The sequence below is a fragment of the Stenotrophomonas sp. 21LCFQ19 genome (assembly GCF_056861425.1).
The window spans coordinates 171902-190470 of record NZ_JBSPUF010000002.1 but is presented as its reverse complement, the minus strand read 5'-3'; the positions used below and the strand labels follow the sequence as shown (position 1 = coordinate 190470).

Below are 18569 nucleotides of genomic sequence, written 5' to 3'. Positions count from 1 at the left end.
AATCAAACGCCCTTCTGGATCACGCCGTAGAACACCATCAGTGCCGTCACCGCGATCCAGAAAATGGTCAGCGGGATGAACACCTTCCAGCCCAGACGCATGATCTGGTCATAACGGAAGCGCGGGAAGCTGGCACGGAACCAGATGTACGCACTGGCGAAGAACAGCACCTTGAGCAGCAACCACGGCCAACCGCCGGTCCAGATCCAGTTGATCCACGGCGAGATATCGGCCGTGATCCAACCCTGGAGCGGGCTCAGCCAGCCACCGAGGAAGAAGATCGAGATCAGGAAGCTGACCAGGATCATGTTGGCGTACTCGGCCAGGAAGAACAGTGCGAACGCACCGCCGGAGTACTCCACCATGTGACCGGCAACGATTTCCGACTCGCCTTCCACCACGTCGAACGGCGCGCGGTTGGTTTCGGCAACGCCGGACACCCAGTACACGACGAACAGCGGGAACAGCGGCAGCAGGAACCAGTCGAACAGACCCGAATTGCCCTTCTGCGCCAGCACGATGTCGGTCAGGTTCAAGCTACCGGCGGCAATCATCACGCCGACCAGAGCGAAGCCCATCGCGATTTCGTAGCTGACCACCTGAGCGGCCGAACGCATCGCACCGAGGAAGGCGTACTTGGAGTTGGAGGCCCAACCGGCGAGGATCACGCCGTACACGCCCAGCGAGGTCATCGCCAGCAGGTACAGCAGACCGACGTTGGCGTTGGACAGCACCAGCTTGTAGTCGAACGGAACCACCGCCCACGCCGCGAACGACGGTGCCAGCACGATCAGCGGCGCGATGATGTACATCGCCTTGTGTGCGCTTGCCGGGGCAATGATTTCCTTGAACAGCAACTTGGTGACGTCGGCAAAGGCCTGCAGCAGGCCGCCCAGACCGACATACATCGGCCCGTGGCGCACGTGCATCCAGCCGATCAGCTTGCGCTCCCACAACACGTAGAAGGCAACCGAAATGATCACCGGCATGGCGATCAAGAGGATCTTGATCACCGTCCACAGCACGATGCCGATGTCACCCAGCGACATGAACCACTGGAACAAGGGGTCGATCGCGTTTAACAGCAACTCGTTCATGCAGCCACCACCGTTACCCGAGCGGCACCCAGCGGCGCGGTTGCGCCGTGGCCCGATTCAATCCACACCGTACCGGCAGCAACGCGAGCGTCGACCACAACTGACAGCGTGGCGCGACCAGCGTCGGTACCGACCTTGGCCATCTGGCCTTCGCTCAGCTGCAGACGCGCAGCGTCATCGGCATTGAGCACGATGCGCGGATCGTTGTTGAGCGGATGCGACTGCAGCGCCTGCGCACGACGCACAACGGCATCGGTGCGGTAGATCGCCGGGGTCGAAGCCACTTCGAAGCCCTCGCCTGCCAGCTGCGGCTGCGCCGAAGCAGCAACCTTGACCGAAACCGGCTGCAGGCCAGCACGCAGGCCTGCCAGATCGGTGAAACCGAAGCCAGCCAACTGCATGTCACCGCCCAGCGCACGCAGCACGCGCCAGCCCTCACGGGCCTCGCCCTGCAGCTTGCCGCCAGCACGGGCGACCTGGTTGCGGCCGTCCAGATTGGTCAGCGTCGCGTCGATTTCCGGCAGCGCGCCGATCGGCAGGATCACATCGGCCACATCGCGGGTCGAGGTGCAGGCGAAATGGCTGAAGGCCACGACCTTGGCACCGGCCAGCGCCTTGCGGGCAGCGGCGGTATCGGCGAAGTCCAGGCCCGGCTCGATGCCGTACAGGGCATAGGCCTTGCGCGGCTGCGCCAGCATTGCATTGACGTCCTTGCCGGCCGGCAGCACGCCAGCCTGGGCCAGGCCAACGGCATTCGCACCCTGCGGGATGCGGCACAGCTTGGCGCCGGTGGCAGCGGCAAACGCACTGGCAGCGGCACGGATGGCAGCGGCCTGCGGGTGATTCTCGGCAATCGCGCCGACGATGATGACGGTGTTGTTGCCGCCCTTCACCGCGTCGACCAACTGCGCGTTACCCAGCGTCTCGACGAAGCGCGACGGTGCAACGATGTGCTTGCCAGCCAGCTTGAACGCAAAGTCGAAATCAACCGGGTTGATCGAATGGATCTTGGCGCCGTTGGTGGTCTGCGCCTTGCGCAGGCGAGCGTGCAGCAGCGGCAGTTCATGGCGGATGTTGCTACCCAGCACCACGATCTGATCCGCGTGCTCGATGTCGGCAAGCGACATGCCGAACGCTTCGGCAACCGGCGCATCGGAGAAGTCGCGGTTGTTGATGCGGTGATCGATGTTGTTCGAACCTAGGCCAGCGGCCAGGCGGGCCAGCAGTGCGCCCTCCTCGTTCGAGGTTGCCGGGTGCACCAGCACGCCGAGCTCGTCGCCACGGTTGGCTTCGAAGATTTCGCGGGCAGCGGCCAGACCTTCGGCCCAGCTCACTTCCTTCCACTCGCCATTGACCTTCTGCAGCGGCTTGACCGCGCGGTCGGCCGCATACAGGCCCTGGTGCGAATAACGATCGCGATCGGACAGCCAGCACTCGTTGACCAGCTCGTTGTCACGCGGCACCGCACGCAGCACTTCGCCGCGACGGGTGTGCAGGAACAGGTTCGAGCCCATCGCGTCGTGGTAACCCAGCGACTCGCGTGCGGTCAGTTCCCACGGACGCGCCTTGAACTGGAACACCTTGTTGGTCAGCGCGCCGACCGGGCATACGTCGATGACATTGCCGGACAGCTCGGTGGTCAACGGCTTGCCGTCATAGGTGCCGATCTGCAGGTTCTCACCACGCGACATGCCACCCAGCTCGTAGGTGCCAGCGACTTCAGCGGTGAAGCGCACGCAACGGGTGCACTGGATGCAGCGGGTCATCTCGGTGGCGACCAGCGGCCCCATGTCCTCGTCGACCACGACGCGCTTGCGCTCGTTGAAGCGGCTGACCGAACGGCCGTAGCCCAGCGACACGTCCTGCAGCTCGCACTCGCCGCCCTGATCGCAGATCGGGCAGTCCAGCGGGTGGTTGATGAGCAGGAACTCCATCACCGAACGCTGGTACTTGAGCGCCTTCTCGTTGCGGGTCTGGATCTTCATGCCATCCATGACCGGGGTAGCGCAGGCCGGCGACGGCTTGGGCGACTTTTCAACGTCGACCAGGCACATGCGGCAGTTTGCGGCGATCGGCAGCTTCTCGTGGTAGCAGAAGCGCGGAATCGGGATGCCAGCCTTGTCGGCGGCCTGGATGATCATCGAACCCTTGGGTACGACCAGGGACTGACCATCGATATCGATGGTCACGTGATCCGGCGGTACATTGGGATTTACCGGTTGCGCGCTCATGCGGCAGCAGTCTCCACCTTCTTGCCGTCAACCATCGAATGACCGTTGACGATGTAGTACTCGAATTCGTTCCAGAACTGGCGCAGGAAGCCTTGAATCGGCCACGCTGCCGCCTCACCGAACGCACAGATGGTGTGGCCTTCGATCTGGCCGGCAACCGTCTTCAGCTGATGCAGGTCTTCCATCGTGGCCTGGCCGGCGACGATGCGCTCCAGCACGCGGTGCATCCAGCCGGTGCCTTCACGGCACGGGGTGCACTGGCCACAGGATTCCTTGTGGAAGAACTGGCTGATGCGGCAGGCGAACTTGACGCAGCAGACGCTGTCATCCAGCACCACGATGGCACCCGAACCCAGGCCCGAGCCCAGTGCACGGATGGTGTCGTAGTCCATCGCCAGCCCGTTGAGCTGCTCGGCGGTCAGCACCGGCATCGAGACGCCGCCCGGGATTGCGCCCTTCAGCTTGCGGCCCGGACGCAGGCCACCGGCCATTGCCAGCAGGTCGTCGAAGGTGGTGCCCAACGGCACTTCGAAGTTGCCGCCCTTGGTCACGCAGCCGGAAACCGAGAAGCACTTCGGGCCGCCATTGTTGGTCAGGCTCAGGTTCTTGAACCACTCCGCGCCGTTGCGGATGATCGCCGGCACCGAGGCATAGGTCTCGGTGTTGTTGATTGTGGTCGGCTTGCCGTACAGGCCGAAGTTGGCCGGGAACGGCGGCTTGTAACGCGGCTGGCCCTTCTTGCCTTCCAGCGACTCCATCAGTGCGGTTTCTTCGCCGCAGATGTAGGCGCCAGCGCCGAGTGCGCCATAGATATCGATGTCGCAACCGCTGCCCAGCACGTTCTTGCCCAGCCAGCCGTGCTTGTAGGCATCAGCCAAGGCCTGCTCGAAATGCTCGAACGGCTCGTGGTGGAACTCACCGCGCAGGTAGTTGTACGCCGCGGTGGAGCCGGTGGCGTAGCAGGCAATCGCCATGCCTTCCACGACCGAATGCGGGTTGTAACGCAGGATGTCGCGGTCCTTGCAGGTGCCCGGCTCGGATTCATCCGAGTTGCAGAGGATGTACTTCTGCACATCACCCTTGGGCATGAAGGACCACTTCAGGCCGGTCGGGAAGCCTGCACCGCCACGGCCACGCAGGCCGGACTGCTTGACCATCTCGATGACGTCGGCCGGCGGGATCTTCTCTTCGAGGATCTTGCGCAGCGCGGCATAGCCACCGGTCTTCAGATAGCTTTCGTACGACCACGGGGTGTCGTAATGCAGCGTGGTGTAGACCACGTTGTGCGGAAGCGGCGCCGGTCCGACCGGGCCCTTGGATTCGTGGTGTGCCATGCCTTACTCCAGCCCGTCCAGCAGCGCGTCGACCTGGTCCAGCGTCAGGCGCTCGTGGTAATGGCCGTTGATGACCATCATCGGCGCACCGGCGCAACCAGCCAGGCACTCTTCCTCTTTCTTGAGGTAGACGCGGCCGTCAGCGGTCGATTCACCGTGCTTGATGCCCAGCTTCTTCTCGCAATGGCGGACGATGTCGTCGGCGCCATTGAGCCAGCAGCTGACGTTGGTGCAGATGGCGACGTTGTTGCGGCCAACCTTCTCGGTCTCGAACATCGAGTAGAAGGTTGCAACTTCGTACGCCCACACGAACGGCAGGTCCAGGTACTTGGCCACGCCGGCGATCAGCTCGTCGCTCAGCCAGCCCTGGTTCTGCTCCTGTGCGGCATGCAGGCCCTGCAGCACCGCCGAACGCTTGCGGTCCGGCGGGAACTTGGACAGCCAGTGATCGATGTGAGCGCGCGTCTTGTCGCTCAGCACCACCATCGGGTCGACGTTGCGCGCCGCCTCGAAATTACCCGTCGCCTTCATAGGCCGACCTCAACGAATACCAAAAGCTGAAAAACCGATGCCTGCGGCGGCAGGACCGCGCAGGCAACGGACGATGTCTGATCCGCCGGCATTACCGGTCAACCTCACCGAACACGAGGTCGTAGGTGCCGATCATTGCCACCACGTCGGCCAGCATGTGGCCGCGCACGACCGAGTCGATCGAGGACAGGTGGGCGAAGCCCGGCGCGCGCAGGTGGGCGCGGAACGGCTTGTTGGCACCGTCGGAGACCAGGTAGCAACCGAATTCACCCTTGGGCGCTTCAACCGCCGCATAGGTTTCACCGGCCGGCACGCAGTAGCCTTCACTGAACAACTTGAAGTGATGGATCAGCGCTTCCATGTCGTCCTTCATCTCGGCGCGAGCCGGCGGGGCGACCTTGAAGTTCTTGACCATCACCGGGCCCGGATTGGCCTTCAGCCACGCCACGCACTGCTTGATGATGCGGTTGGATTCACGCATCTCGGCAATACGCACCAGGTAACGGTCGTAGCAATCGCCCTTGGTGCCCAACGGCAGGTCAAAATCGACCGCGTCGTACTTGGCATACGGCTGCTTCTTGCGCAGATCCCAGGCAATACCCGAACCACGCAGCATCACGCCGGTCATGCCCCAGGCCAGCGCATGTTCCGGGGTGATCACGCCAATGCCGACGGTACGCTGTTTCCAGATGCGGTTGTCGGTCAGCAGGGTTTCGTATTCGTCGACGCGACCCGGGAATTCCTTGGTGAAGTTCTCCAGGAAGTCGAGCAGCGAGCCTTCACGCGAAGCATTCAGGCGCTTCAGCGCATTGCCCTTGTGCCAACGCGATTCCTTGTACTTCGGCATGGTGTCCGGCAGGTCGCGGTAGACGCCACCCGGACGGTAGTACGCCGCGTGCATGCGCGCGCCGGAGACTGCTTCGTAGCAGTCCATCAGCTCTTCACGCTCACGGAAGGCATACAGCATCACCGCCATCGCGCCCAGATCGAGCGCGTTGGAGCCCAGCCACATCAAGTGGTTCAGGATGCGGGTGATTTCATCGAACATGGTGCGGATGTACTGCGCACGCTCCGGCACCTCGATACCCACCAGGGTTTCGATGGCGCGGACATAGGCGTGCTCGTTGCACATCATCGAGCAGTAATCCAGGCGATCCATGTAACCGATCGACTGGTTGAACGGCTTGGACTCGGCCAGCTTCTCGGTCGCGCGGTGCAGCAGGCCGATATGCGGATCGGCGCGCATGATGGTCTCGCCGTCCATTTCCAGGATGAGGCGCAGCACACCATGCGCGGCCGGATGCTGCGGGCCGAAGTTCATGGTGTAGTTGCGGATTTCCTGCTTGGCTTCGGCAGGATTGCTCGCAAAGGCCTGCGAAGCCTGGTGGAATTCCTTCTTTACGTCCGCACTCACTTGCTTGCCTCCGTCTGCGCGCGCTCGCCTTCAGCGGTCTGGAAACGGGCATCGTCGCGGATAACACGCGGCACGCCTACGCGCGGTTCGACCGAAGTCACCGGCTCGTAGACCACACGCTTCTTTTCTTCGTCGTAGCGCACTTCGACGTTGCCGATCAGCGGGAAATCCTTGCGGAAAGGATGGCCCACGAAACCGTAGTCGGTCAGGATGCGACGCAGGTCCGGGTGACCTTCGAAGATCACGCCATACAGATCGAACGCTTCGCGCTCGAACCAGTTCAGGCCCGGATAGATATCGGTCAGCGAGGCCACCACCGGCAGCGATTCGCTGGGTGCGTAGCAACGGATACGCAGCAGCTGGTTGTGCTGGTAGGAGCGCAACTGGCAGACCACCGCGAAACGCTGCTTCGGCAGTGCGTCCGGCTGAGCGCCTTCGGCGGTTTCGTGGCTGGGGAACTCACCCCAGGCGAAACGACCTGCGCCACTGCCTTCCACACCACGGCTGAAGCCGTGCGAGGAAACGTCCGAGGTATCCCACTCGTCGCTGCCGTAACCGAGATAATCGACGCCACACAGGTCGGTGGCGTGCTCGAAGCCGAGTTCATCACGCAGCGCCAGAGCGGTTGCGTGCCAATCGGCAACAGCCACTTCCAGCGTTACTTCGCCGCGCGGTTCGACCACCACAACCTGCGCACCGGCAAAACGGGCGCGAAGTTTATCGATGAGAGAAGGTGCTTGCTGGGCCATGGGGGCTGGCGTGCTCTTGATTTGAAAGGGGGTCAGCGTGCGATGGTCTGGGTACGCCAGATCTTCTTCTGCAGCTGCAAAATGCCGTACACCAGCGCCTCGGCCGTCGGCGGGCAGCCCGGGACGTAGACGTCCACCGGCACCACACGATCGCAACCGCGCACCACTGCATAGGAATAATGGTAATAACCGCCGCCGTTGGCGCAGCTACCCATCGAGATGACCCACTTCGGGTCCGGCATCTGGTCGTAGACCTTGCGCAGCGCCGGGGCCATCTTGTTGACCAGGGTGCCGGCCACGATCATCACGTCGGACTGACGCGGCGAGGGACGGAACACCACGCCATAACGATCAAGGTCCAGACGCGCCGCACCGGCGTGCATCATTTCCACCGCGCAGCAGGCCAGACCGAAGGTCATGGGCCACATCGAGCCGGTACGCGCCCAGTTCAACAGCGCGTCAACGCTGGTGGTCACATAGCCCTTCTCGAGCAGGGGGTTATCGCCTTCAGGCCGCAGAATGTCATCAACCCGCCCTTCCGGGACGGGGTTGTTCATCAGGCCGTCGAGAGTTTGGATCACTCCCATTCCAGCGCTCCCTTCTTCCACACGTAGATAAAGCCGAGGAACAGCATGCCCACGAACAAGCCCATGGTGACCAGCGAACGGGCGCCGAGCTCCATGAACACCTGGGTCCAGGGCACAATAAAGATGATTTCCAGGTCAAAGACGATGAACTGGATGGCGATGAGGTAGTAGCGCACGTCGAACTTCATGCGCGCGTTCTCGAACGCCTCGAAGCCACACTCGTAGGCGGAGAGTTTCTCGGTGTCCGGCGAACGCGGAGCGAGGAACCGACCGATCAACATCAGCGCAACGCCAATGCCGGTGGCGACGATCAGAAACAGCAGAGACGGCAAATATTCGGCCAGCACAGCGATTCTCTCTTGCCTCTGCCCGGGACACCTGCAGGTGCCAAGGCATGGGGGATGAACGGGACTTGCCACGACGGGAAGCTGCTGCAACCCGTGTACCCGCATAAAACAATGGTGCCCAAGAGGGGACTCGAACCCCTACGACTCTCGTCGCTACCACCTCAAGGTAGTGCGTCTACCAATTCCGCCACCTGGGCTTACGTCAGCGCAGCTGCTTCGCAGTGCGCCGCGTATTGTAACCGTCTTCAGTCTTTCTGTGCGGGTTCAGCGGGCTTTTCTTCGCTCTTGGCCGGAATATTTTCCGCTGGAGCCGTTGCCTGGGGCACTTCACCCACGGCTGCGGCCGCCGGAGCCGCCGGAACGGCCTGCAACTCACCTGCAGGAACCGCCGGCGCAGCAGCCGGGGCCACCGTCTCAACCGCACCCATCAGGCCCACGCCCTGGTCCGACGGACGCGAACCGTGGCTGGCGTACCACGCCATGAACAAGCTGATGCCGAAAAACACCACGGCCAGCCATTTGGTGCTCTTGGACAGGAAGTTGGACGCACCACGCGCGCCGAACACCGTACCCGACGCACCGGCACCAAAACCCGAACCAGCGGCAGCACCAGAGCCACGCTGCATCAGGATCAGCGCGATCATCGCAAGCGCCACCAGCACATAGACCACATTGAGGATCAACATCAGCATTTTTGAAATCCGTCCCGGACAATTACCCGTTAGCGACTGGCAGCCGCCCTCGCGATGGCCAGAAAATCAGCCGCCACCAGCGAAGCGCCACCTACCAGCCCGCCATCGACGTCAGGCTGTGAAAACAGCTCTGCTGCGTTGTCGGGCTTGACGCTGCCGCCATAAAGGATCGACAACGAATCGGCAATTCTAGCATCGCGCTCGGCGACTACGCCACGAATGAACGCATGCACGGCCTGCGCCTGCTCCGGCGTGGCGGTACGACCGGTGCCAATTGCCCAGATCGGCTCATACGCCACCACCGCCTTGGCGAAGGCCTGCACCCCGGCAAGGTCCAGTACCGGCGCCAGCTGCGAGGCAATCACCGCCTCGGTCTGCGCGGCCTCACGCTGCTCCAGCGTCTCACCCACGCATAAGACCGGGATCAGGCCCGCATTGATCGCGGCAACGAACTTGCGTGCAACCAGCTCGCTGCTTTCGTTGTGGTACTGGCGGCGCTCGGAGTGGCCGACCAAGCCGTGGGTGGCGCCGACGTCCGCCAGCATGCTGGCCGAAACCTCACCTGTGTAGGCGCCCTTTTCGTTGCTGCTGACATCCTGCGAGCCAAAAGCCAGCTCCGCCTCCTCGAAATCCTCGACCAGATCTCCCAGGTAGGGCAGCGGCGGCAGGATCACCAGACTCACACCAGGCAGCGGCAGGCCTGCGGCCACCTGCCCGACCAGATCGGTGGCGAATTGCCGGCTGCCATGCAGCTTCCAGTTACCAGCAACGATTTTTTGGCGCATTCAGGCATAACTCCCCGGTAAAAAGTATCGGCAAAGGATAGCCGATATGCGGACATCGGCAGGACAAGCTGCGGACAACGGAAGACAAGACGCAAAAACGCCGCCGGGCCAGGGCCGCGGCGGCGCGATAGGGCAGCTGGCGAAACCAGCGCCGGCTTACTTCAGCTTGATTTCACGCAGGCGCTCTTCCAGGAAGCCATGGGCGGTGATCGCCTCCGGATAGCGGCTCGGATTCTCCGCGGTGATGCACGAAGGCAGCACGTCGATCAGGAAATCCGGGTTCGGGTGCAGGAAGAACGGCACCGAATAGCGCGGTTTGCGTGCCAGCTCACCCGGGGGGTTGACCACGCGATGGATGGTGGACGGGTACACATGGTTGGTCAGGCGCTGCAGCATGTCGCCGATGTTGACCACGATGGTGTCGGCGTCGGAGGTGAACGGCACCCACTCACCCTCATGCGACTGCACTTCCAGACCGGCCGCACTGGCACCGACCAGCAAGGTGATGAAGTTGATGTCGCCATGTGCGCCAGCGCGCACGTTGGGGATGTCATCGGTGGTGATCGGCGGATAGTGGATCGGGCGCAGGATCGAGTTGCCGTTGTTGGTCTTGTCGGCAAAGAAGGTCTCGGGCAGGCCGATGTGCAGGGCCAGGGCCGACAGCACGCGCGAGCCCAGCTGGTCCAGCTTCTGGTACAGGCCGTACCCGTGCTCCTTGAAACCGGGGACTTCGCTCGGCCACAGGTTCGGCGGCATCACCTCACGGTACTTGGAGTCATCGGCGATCTCGCGACCGATATGCCAGAACTCCTTCAGGTCGAAATGCTTGGAGCCCTTGGCGGTTTCCACGCCGAACTGGGTATAGCCACGCGCACCGCCGCCGCCAGCGATGTGGTATTGCTTCTTCACATCTTCAGGCAGCGCGAAGAATGCCTTGAACACGTCATACGCGGCGTCGATCTCCGCCTGCGGGATGCCGTGGTTGCGAATACCCGCAAAACCCCACTGACGATACGCAGCGCCCAGTTCAGCCACGAAGGCCTCACGGTCGGTATCGAAACGGGTGATGTCGAGGGTGGGAATACGGGAACTCATACAAAACTCCAAAGAAGGGAACGGGACGCCGGCTATTGAAACCGACGTCCCGGCAGCACCACCATGATCCAGCTCAAACCTGTGCGGCAGCCGAACGAACCGCATCAGCCAGCGCCTCAAGCGTCGCGGCCATCAGCCCGGCCTCATCGGCCTCGACCGTGACCCGAACCACCGGCTCGGTACCCGACGGCCGCAGGAATGCCCTGCCCCGCCCAGCCACCGCCGCCTGCGCGGCCGCCAGCGCAGCCTGTACCGGCGCGCTGGCAACGACTTCGCGCGCACCACTTTCCAGGCGCACATTGATCGTCTTCTGCGGCACCATCACCAGCCCGTGCAATGCCTGGTGCAGGTTCACGCCAGCATCGCCGAGCACTTCCAGCACCTGCAGGGCACTGACGATGGCGTCACCGGTGGTGGCCCGGTCCAGGCACAGGATATGGCCAGAGGCTTCGCCGCCCAGCACGCCATTACCCTCAACCAGCGCCTTGTGCACATAACGGTCACCGACATTGGCGCGGACGAACGGAATACCCTGGCGCTCCAGCGCCTGCTCCAACCCGTAATTGGTCATCAGCGTACCCACCACCGGGCCACTCAGGCGCCCATTGGCCTGCCAGGCCTTGGCCAGCACATACAGCAAACCATCGCCATCGACGGCAGCGCCAGTGTGATCAACCATCAGCACGCGATCGCCATCGCCATCGAAGGCGATGCCGATATCCGCGCCAACCTCCACTACCTTGCGGGCCAGATTGTCGATATGGGTCGAGCCGACGCCATCGTTGATATTGACGCCATTGGGCTCGGCACCGATCGCGGTCACCTCGGCACCCAGCTCACGGAACAGCAACGGCGCAACGTGATAGGTAGCGCCGTGGGCGCAATCGAGCACGACTTTCAGTCCGTGTAGGTAGAAATTGCGTGGCACGCTGGCCTTGCAGAACTCGATGTAACGGCCCACTGCATCACGGGCACGATTGGCCTTCCCCAGCTGTTCGGATTCGACCGTCGAGAACGGCTGATCCATCGCTGCTTCCAGCGCCAGCTCGGTGGCGTCATCGAGCTTCTCGCCTTCGGCCGAGAAGAACTTGATGCCGTTGTCATAGTGCGGGTTGTGCGAGGCACTGATCACGATGCCAGCATCTGCACCCAGCGTATGTGCGAGGAAGGCCACCGCAGGGGTCGGCATCGGCCCCAGCAGCTGCACGTTGGCACCTGCAGCGACCAGGCCCGCTTCCAAGGCCGATTCGAACATATAGCCGGAGATACGCGTGTCTTTGCCGATCACCACGGTCGGCTGTGCACCGCCGCTGCGCGCAACCAGCACGCGCCCCAATGCATTGCCAACCCGCAGCACAAAATCAGCGGAAATGACGCCCTTGCCGACCCGGCCGCGGATGCCGTCGGTACCAAAATACTTGCGCGTACCCATCAGGCGGCCACTTCCTCGTGCTGCGGTTGACGGCCCAGCATGGCCAACAGCTCGGCCAGTCGGTCACGCATTTCGCGGCGGTCACAGATCTGGTCGATGGCGCCATGCTCGAGCAGGAACTCCGAGCGCTGGAAGCCTTCCGGCAGCTTTTCGCGCACGGTCTGCTCGATCACGCGCGGACCGGCAAAACCGATCAGCGCCTGCGGCTCAGCGATGTTGATATCGCCCAGCATCGCGAACGAGGCCGACACACCACCGGTGGTGGGATGGGTCAGCACCGAGATGTAGGGCAAGCCAGCTTCGCGCAGCTTGGCCAGCGCGGCCGAGGTCTTGGCCATCTGCATCAGCGAGAACAGGCCTTCCTGCATGCGGGCACCGCCAGAGGCGGAGAAGCACACGTAGGGGGAACCGATTTCCAGCGCCGTCTCTGCAGCCAGCGCGAAGCGCTCGCCGACCACCGAACCCATCGAACCGCCCATGAAGGCGAAATCGAAGGAGGAAGCCACCAGCGGGCGACCCTTCAGCAAGCCGCGCATGGCGACCAGCGCGTCGTACTCGCCGGTGTTCTTCTGGCTGGCCTTGATGCGTTCGACGTATTTCTTCTGGTCCTTGAACTTGAGCACGTCGGTCGGCCCGAGGCGGGCAGCGATCTCACTGGTGCTGTCAGCGTCAAACAGCGAAGCCAGGCGCGCACGCGCACGGATGGCCATGTGGTGCCCGCACTTCGGGCAGACCTCCAGGTTTTCTTCCAGCTCCGGGCGGTACAGGGCCGCGCCGCAGCTACTGCATTTTTCCCACAGCCCCTCGGGGACGCTGCGTTTTTTGGAGGGCGTGTTGTCGGTACGGATGCCGGACGGCATCAACTTGCTGAGCCAACTCATGCGGGATGACAATTCCGTTCAGGGTGGCCTCGCGGCCACGACAGGGCCCACAGTCTAGCTCACCACTGCGACCAAGTCGCAGCACGAGATCTGGCGCAATCCCTACTGCCGCGTATGTTTGCAGCGCAGCACCAGGTCATGCCCGGCAGAAAGCTGGGCCACTGTAGTGCCGAGCCATGCTCGGCAGAGGCCTTGCCGATAAAGCGTCCTTGTAGTGCCGAGCCGTGCTCGGCAGAGGCCTTGCCGATAAAGCGTCCTTGTAGTGGGGGGGGGGGGGGGGGGCGGGGGGGGGGGGGGGCGGGGGGGGGGGCGGCCGCGCCGGGGGCGGCCCCCCCCCCCCGCCCCGCCCCGCCCCCCCCCCCCCCCCCCCCCTCCCCCCCCCCCCCCCCCCCCCCCCCCCCCCCCCACTACAGGTGACGTCGCTCAGCGATCCAGCGCTTCGCGCAGCGGCTTGAGGAACGCGGTTGCCGCCGCGACCGGATTCGACGTCTCAACCAATGCCGAGACCAGTGCACTGCCGACCACCACGCCGTCGGCATCCACCGCCATTGCCGCCGCACTGGCCGCGTCCTTGATGCCGAAGCCGGCTACCACCGGTGCACTGGAACGACTACGCAGCAGGCGCAGGCGTTCGCCAGCCGCGCTGCTGTCCAGACGTTCGGATGCGCCAGTCACGCCGGCAAAGCTGACGTAATACAGATAGCCCTGCGCCGCCTGGCACAGACTGTCCAGGCGGGCATCGCTGCTAGTCGGCGAGGCCAGCAGGATCAAGGCCAGGCCGGCTGCGGCAAACGCGGCGCGTGGCTCATCAGCCTCTTCCGGCGGAAGATCGACCAGCAGAATGCCGTCCACGCCTGCCGCCACCGCCTCTTCGGCATAACGCGCATAGCCGCGGATCTCGACCGGATTCAGATAACCCATCAACACCACCGGGGTGGTCGGGTCGGTCTGGCGGAAGCGCGCCACGGCATCAAACACATATTGCCGCCCTGCCCCGCGTTCCAAGGCGCGCTCGGAGCTGCGCTGGATGGTCGGGCCATCGGCCATCGGGTCGGAGAACGGTACACCGAGCTCGATCACGTCCGCACCGGCCTCGACCAGCGCATGCATCACCGGCACGGTCGCCTCCAGCGAGGGGTCGCCAGCGGTGATGAAGGGAATCAATGCCTTGCGGCCGGAGGCGCGCAGGCGGGCGAAGCATTCGTCAATTCGGGTAACAGCCATCTCAGGCACATCCTTCAATCAGTTCGACCGCATCGGGCTGGCCCCAGTAAATGGAAGTAACCAGGCCATCAAGTGTTTCCAGGCGCAGGGCCAGGTTGGCGGCCTTGTCGGTCCAGGTCAGGTAATCGCCGTTCGGCGAGTTATAGGCATGCGGACTGGTCACCACGCCCGCCGGCAGGCGCCGCTTGGCCTCGGTGACCGTCATGCCCACCCACAGGTGGAACGGCGTCACCTCGGCACCAGGCGCAGACTCGGCAACCTCCTGACCCGGCTCGAAGGGGGTATTCACCTCGAAGCGCGCGATGCGATCGGCGATCACCATCATCGACATGTTCTCGGGCAATGAGCCCTTGTCGTAATACTCGCAGTCGCCTTCCATCGCCTCGCGCATGCCGTGCGAGACAAACGCCTTGTCACCCGGTGCCTTGCCGAACGGCGCACCGATGCGCAGCTCACCCAACTGCCCCAGGCCAACGGAGGCGCTGGTGGCAGGGCTCGCTGCCGGGGCGGTTGCCGGGGACGCCGTTGCTGCCGCGGGCGCGGCAGGAGCCACCGAGGAAGTGGCGGGCGCAGCAGGTTCTGGCGCGGGAGCTGACGGCGTACATGCCGCCAAGGCCACGACCAGGCCCAGCAGCAAAGGCGTGCGCAGCAAACGGGGATTCGCGAAGCCAGCCATCACAGCACCAGACCTTCGCGCGCGGCGATGGTGTGCACATCCTTGTCACCACGGCCGGAAAGGTTGCACAGCACCAACGCATCCTTGGGCAACTCACGCGCCAGCTTGATCGCATGGGCGACCGCATGGCTGGATTCCAGCGCTGGCAGTATGCCTTCGATGCGGGTCAGGCGATGGAAGGCAGCCAACGCTTCTTCATCGGTGATGCCCACGTACTGGGCGCGACCGGTATCGGACAGGAAGGAGTGCTCGGGGCCGACGCCCGGGTAATCCAGGCCGGCGGAGATCGAATGGGTTTCGGTGATCTGGCCGTCGTCGTCGCACAACACATAGGTGCGATTGCCGTGCAGCACGCCCGGGCGCCCGGCCGAAATGGACGCGGCATGGCGGCCGGTATGGATGCCATCGCCGGCAGCTTCGGCACCGTAGATCTTGACCTCGCGATCATTGAGGAAGGCATGGAACAGGCCGATGGCATTGGAGCCGCCACCGACACAGGCGGTGATCGCATCGGGCAGACGGCCATAATCCTCCAGCATCTGCGCACGCGCCTCGCGGCCGACGATGGCGTTGAAGTCACGCACCATGCGCGGGTACGGGTCCGGTCCGGCGACAGTGCCGATGATGTAGAAGGTATCGCGTACGTTGGTGACCCAGTCGCGCATCGCTTCATTGAGCGCGTCCTTGAGCGTGGCCGAGCCGCTGCTGACCGGCACCACCGTGGCACCGAGCAGCTTCATCCGGTAGACGTTGATCTTCTGCCGCTCGATATCGGTGGCACCCATGTAGACCACGCATTCCAGGCCCAGTCGCGCGGCAACCGTGGCCGAGGCCACGCCGTGCTGGCCGGCACCGGTCTCGGCGATGATGCGGGTCTTGCCCATGCGCGCGGCCAGCAAGGCCTGGCCAATGGTGTTGTTCACCTTGTGCGCGCCGGTGTGGTTCAGGTCCTCACGCTTGAGCAGGATCTGCGCCCCACCCACGTCCTTGCTCAGGCGCTCGGCGTGGTAGATCGGGCTGGGACGGCCAACGTAATGCTTCAGATCCTTGTCGTAGGCAGCAATGAAGGACGGATCGACCCGCGCCTGATCGTAGGCCGCTGCCAGCTCCTGCAGGGGCCCGACCAGGGTTTCGGCGACAAAGCTGCCACCAAAGCGGCCAAAGTGCCCACGCGCATCAGGGAAGGCATGGAAATCGGAGATCGACGGATCAGTCATGACGTCACGGCTACAAGGAACAGGCAAGCACTCTAACGCAGGGCCGATGACATAAAAATGGATAATTCAGCCACCACGTGTTAGAAAAACTCACATGAAGACCAGTCAATCCCTGCCTTCACTCAATGCCTTGCGTGCCTTCGAGGCTGCGGCACGGCTGCGCAGCGTCAGCCAGGCCGCCGCCGAGCTACATGTCACCCATGGCGCGGTGAGCCGGCAACTGCGGGCGCTGGAGGAAGAACTGGGATTGACCCTGTTTGAACGTGATGGCCGCGGCATCCGCCCCAGCGCCGCCGGCCACCGCTTGCTGGAAGCAACTTCCGGCGCGTTCTCGCAGCTGCGCGACTGCATTTCCTCGCTGCGACGGCCGCAGCGCAATGACGCCTTCGTGCTGGGCTGCCCTGGCAGCCTGCTTGCCCGCTGGATGATCCCGCGCCTGCAGGACCTGCAGCGCGACCTGCCCGGCCTGACCCTGCACCTGGCGGCACAGGACGGCGACTTCGCCCCGCGCCTGGACGGGCTGGATGCAGCGCTGATGCTCGGCCAGCCGCCCTGGCCCGACGGCTGGCAGGTGCACACGTTGGCGCCGGAGCGGATCGGTCCGGTATTCAGTCCGTCGATGCACGCCGCACATGTGCTGGCCCGACAGCCCGTGGATGCCGTGCGCGAGCATGCGCTGCTGCATACGCGCTCGCGCCCCCAGGCCTGGCCGACCTGGGCTGCACGCAATGGCATCGATGCGGATGCACTGACCTATGGGACCGGCCTGGAGCATCTGTATTACATGCTGGAAGCGGCGGTCGCCGGATTGGGCATCGCGATTGCGCCTGAACCCCTGGTCGCTGATGACCTGGTCAACGGCCGCCTGATCGCGCCGTGGAGCTTTGTTGAGACGGAAGGCTGCTGGGCGCTGTGCACCGCGGGTGACCAGCACGATCCGCGAGTGGCTGCGTTGGCGGATTGGCTGCGCAAGCAGCTTTTGTAGGCGCTCTTGGCCTTTGTGGGAGCGGCGTCAGCCGCGAAGCTGCCTGTGCTTGAAAGGCCTCGGAGTTTACCCCTCCCCAACCCTCCCCTTTGCTACGCAAATGGGAGGGAGCAACGGCGCTGGCACCTGATGCACCTGTGGCTTCGCGGCTTACGCCGCTCCCACAACTGCCCACTGTGCCGCTCCTAACTTCAACTTCCTTGCGTCGGCTGTGCCAGCCGCTGCTGCACGTCCTCACGCAGGCGCGCCAATTCGACTTCCGCCTGCTGCCGCTGCTGCATGCCTTCACGGTGGATGCTACGCACTTCTTCCACGGTCGCGATCAACTGCTCGTGGACATGACGCAAGGTGGCCACATCAATCACCGCACGCTGGTTGGCCTTGGCCGTTTCCACCGAGGTCTGCCGCATCAGGTCGGCGTTGCGGCGCATGAGTTCATTGGTGGCATCGTCGATGGCATTGGACAGATCCACCGCATTCTTCTGCTCGCCCAGCGACAGCTGGATGGCGAACTGGCGCTTCCACGACGGGATGGTGATGTCGCGCACGGCGTTGAATTTCTCGATCAGCTGGATCGCATTGGCCTGGATCAGGCGGATCATCGGCAGCGACTGGTCGGCCGCATGCTGCATCACCGTCAAATCCCCCACGCGCTTGTCGAGCAGGCGGATCGCGTTGTCGATCTCGCCACGCCGAATTCGCGACTGCGGATCTTCCAGGCCAACCAGCGCGTGCAACTCGTTGTTGAGTTCGGCCAGGCGCTGTTTGCCGGCAGCGATGTGCAGGCCAAGACTCTGCCGTTCGTCGCGGACGATGACATGCATGCGATCAAACTCACCGACACGCTGGCCCATCTGCGCCTGCTGTGCGCCAACGTCACGCAGCAACTGTTCGATCTGCTGGTTGGTGTCACTGAATTTCTGCACCAGCTCGCCCTTGGAGGCGCGCATGCGGTCGATCAGGCCACCGATCACCGGCACCTTGGAACGCTCGCTCAAACCGTCCAGCTTCAGCGAGCGGGCAATACGCACCACCTCACCGAGCTTCTCGCCCGAGGCATCCAGGTCGCGGTTGCGCACATGGTCCAGCAACTGGCTGGAGAAGGCCGCACTCTTGCCCGCCGCCTCGCGGCCGAATACGTGCAGGTTGCCCGGGCTGATGTCGTCCAGCGTGCGCACGATCTGCGCGATCTGCGGGCGATCCGCTTCGCTCAGGCCCAAGGCGACCAGCATGGTGCCATCAACATCGGCGGAAGGGCCGGCCGGCAGCGGCAAAGTATCCTGGGTCATCAG

18 protein-coding genes and 1 tRNA gene are annotated in these 18569 nt (G+C 63.8%); 1 reads left to right on the top strand and 18 read right to left on the bottom strand.

Features of this window, described 5'->3' with window-relative positions; all coding sequences use genetic code 11:
- Window positions 1–2: 2 nt before the first annotated feature.
- The 17 genes from nuoH to trpB form a co-directional block, all read right to left on the bottom strand.
- Window positions 3–1097: an NADH-quinone oxidoreductase subunit NuoH gene (nuoH, locus tag AC13FW_RS03005; RefSeq protein WP_282268407.1), complete on the bottom strand. Its 1095-nt coding sequence runs from the start codon at window positions 1095–1097 to the stop codon at window positions 3–5.
- Window positions 1094–3328 carry an NADH-quinone oxidoreductase subunit NuoG gene (gene nuoG / locus AC13FW_RS03000; RefSeq protein ID WP_482988152.1) on the bottom strand — a complete coding sequence of 745 codons (2235 nt, stop codon included), beginning with the start codon at window positions 3326–3328 and terminating at the stop codon, window positions 1094–1096. The genes nuoH and nuoG overlap by 4 nt, the downstream gene beginning before the upstream one ends.
- Window positions 3325–4662, bottom strand: a complete 1338-nt coding sequence (gene nuoF, locus AC13FW_RS02995; protein ID WP_282268405.1) for an NADH-quinone oxidoreductase subunit NuoF — start codon at window positions 4660–4662, stop codon at window positions 3325–3327. The genes nuoG and nuoF overlap by 4 nt, the downstream gene beginning before the upstream one ends.
- Before the next feature lie 3 nt (window positions 4663–4665).
- Window positions 4666–5193 carry an NADH-quinone oxidoreductase subunit NuoE gene (gene nuoE, locus AC13FW_RS02990; protein WP_282268404.1) on the bottom strand — a complete coding sequence of 176 codons (528 nt, stop codon included), beginning with the start codon at window positions 5191–5193 and terminating at the stop codon, window positions 4666–4668.
- 91 nt (window positions 5194–5284) lie between these two features.
- Window positions 5285–6514 (bottom strand): NADH-quinone oxidoreductase subunit D, encoded by a 1230-nt coding sequence (locus AC13FW_RS02985; protein WP_482988272.1) that lies wholly within the window; start codon window positions 6512–6514, stop codon window positions 5285–5287.
- An 89-nt stretch (window positions 6515–6603) separates the two neighbouring features.
- On the bottom strand, window positions 6604–7356 hold the full coding sequence (locus AC13FW_RS02980; protein ID WP_282268403.1) for an NADH-quinone oxidoreductase subunit C: 753 nt from the start codon (window positions 7354–7356) through the stop codon (window positions 6604–6606).
- A 32-nt stretch (window positions 7357–7388) separates the two neighbouring features.
- Window positions 7389–7943, bottom strand: coding sequence for a NuoB/complex I 20 kDa subunit family protein (locus tag AC13FW_RS02975; RefSeq protein ID WP_017354657.1), 555 nt, complete (start codon window positions 7941–7943; stop codon window positions 7389–7391).
- The gene (locus AC13FW_RS02970; RefSeq protein WP_282268401.1) at window positions 7934–8290 is read right to left on the bottom strand and encodes an NADH-quinone oxidoreductase subunit A; all 357 of its coding nucleotides are present in this window, start codon (window positions 8288–8290) and stop codon (window positions 7934–7936) included. Before AC13FW_RS02970 ends, AC13FW_RS02975 begins: the two co-directional genes overlap by 10 nt.
- 112 nt (window positions 8291–8402) lie before the next feature.
- Window positions 8403–8487 (bottom strand) — tRNA-Leu (locus AC13FW_RS02965).
- Window positions 8488–8535: 48 nt separating this feature from the next.
- Window positions 8536–8982: a preprotein translocase subunit SecG gene (gene secG, locus AC13FW_RS02960; protein WP_482988151.1), complete on the bottom strand. Its 447-nt coding sequence runs from the start codon at window positions 8980–8982 to the stop codon at window positions 8536–8538.
- Window positions 8983–9011: 29 nt separating this feature from the next.
- A complete protein-coding gene (gene tpiA, locus AC13FW_RS02955; protein WP_482988150.1) occupies window positions 9012–9767 on the bottom strand; it encodes a triose-phosphate isomerase in 756 nt (251 codons plus the stop codon).
- A 156-nt stretch (window positions 9768–9923) separates the two neighbouring features.
- Complete coding sequence (locus tag AC13FW_RS02950; protein ID WP_282268395.1) at window positions 9924–10862, bottom strand: isopenicillin N synthase family dioxygenase; 939 nt, start codon at window positions 10860–10862, stop codon at window positions 9924–9926.
- A gap of 73 nt (window positions 10863–10935) precedes the next feature.
- Window positions 10936–12294, bottom strand: coding sequence for a phosphoglucosamine mutase (gene glmM, locus AC13FW_RS02945; protein WP_482988149.1), 1359 nt, complete (start codon window positions 12292–12294; stop codon window positions 10936–10938).
- A complete protein-coding gene (gene accD / locus AC13FW_RS02940; protein ID WP_282268391.1) occupies window positions 12294–13175 on the bottom strand; it encodes an acetyl-CoA carboxylase, carboxyltransferase subunit beta in 882 nt (293 codons plus the stop codon). Before accD ends, glmM begins: the two co-directional genes overlap by 1 nt.
- 423 nt (window positions 13176–13598) lie before the next feature.
- Window positions 13599–14399: a tryptophan synthase subunit alpha gene (gene trpA, locus AC13FW_RS02935; protein ID WP_482988148.1), complete on the bottom strand. Its 801-nt coding sequence runs from the start codon at window positions 14397–14399 to the stop codon at window positions 13599–13601.
- 1 nt (window position 14400) lies between these two features.
- Window positions 14401–15075, bottom strand: coding sequence for a hypothetical protein (locus AC13FW_RS02930; protein ID WP_482988147.1), 675 nt, complete (start codon window positions 15073–15075; stop codon window positions 14401–14403).
- Complete coding sequence (gene trpB / locus AC13FW_RS02925) at window positions 15075–16292, bottom strand: tryptophan synthase subunit beta (protein ID WP_282266633.1); 1218 nt, start codon at window positions 16290–16292, stop codon at window positions 15075–15077. The genes AC13FW_RS02930 and trpB overlap by 1 nt, the downstream gene beginning before the upstream one ends.
- A gap of 94 nt (window positions 16293–16386) precedes the next feature.
- Here trpB and AC13FW_RS02920 point away from each other — a divergent pair, with 94 nt between their 5' ends.
- A complete protein-coding gene (locus AC13FW_RS02920; protein ID WP_482988146.1) occupies window positions 16387–17277 on the top strand; it encodes a LysR family transcriptional regulator in 891 nt (296 codons plus the stop codon).
- A gap of 191 nt (window positions 17278–17468) precedes the next feature.
- On the opposite strand, the gene AC13FW_RS02915 is transcribed toward AC13FW_RS02920, so the two are convergent.
- Window positions 17469–18566 carry a toxic anion resistance protein gene (locus tag AC13FW_RS02915; protein WP_482988145.1) on the bottom strand — a complete coding sequence of 366 codons (1098 nt, stop codon included), beginning with the start codon at window positions 18564–18566 and terminating at the stop codon, window positions 17469–17471.
- Between the last annotated feature and the right edge of the window lie 3 nt (window positions 18567–18569).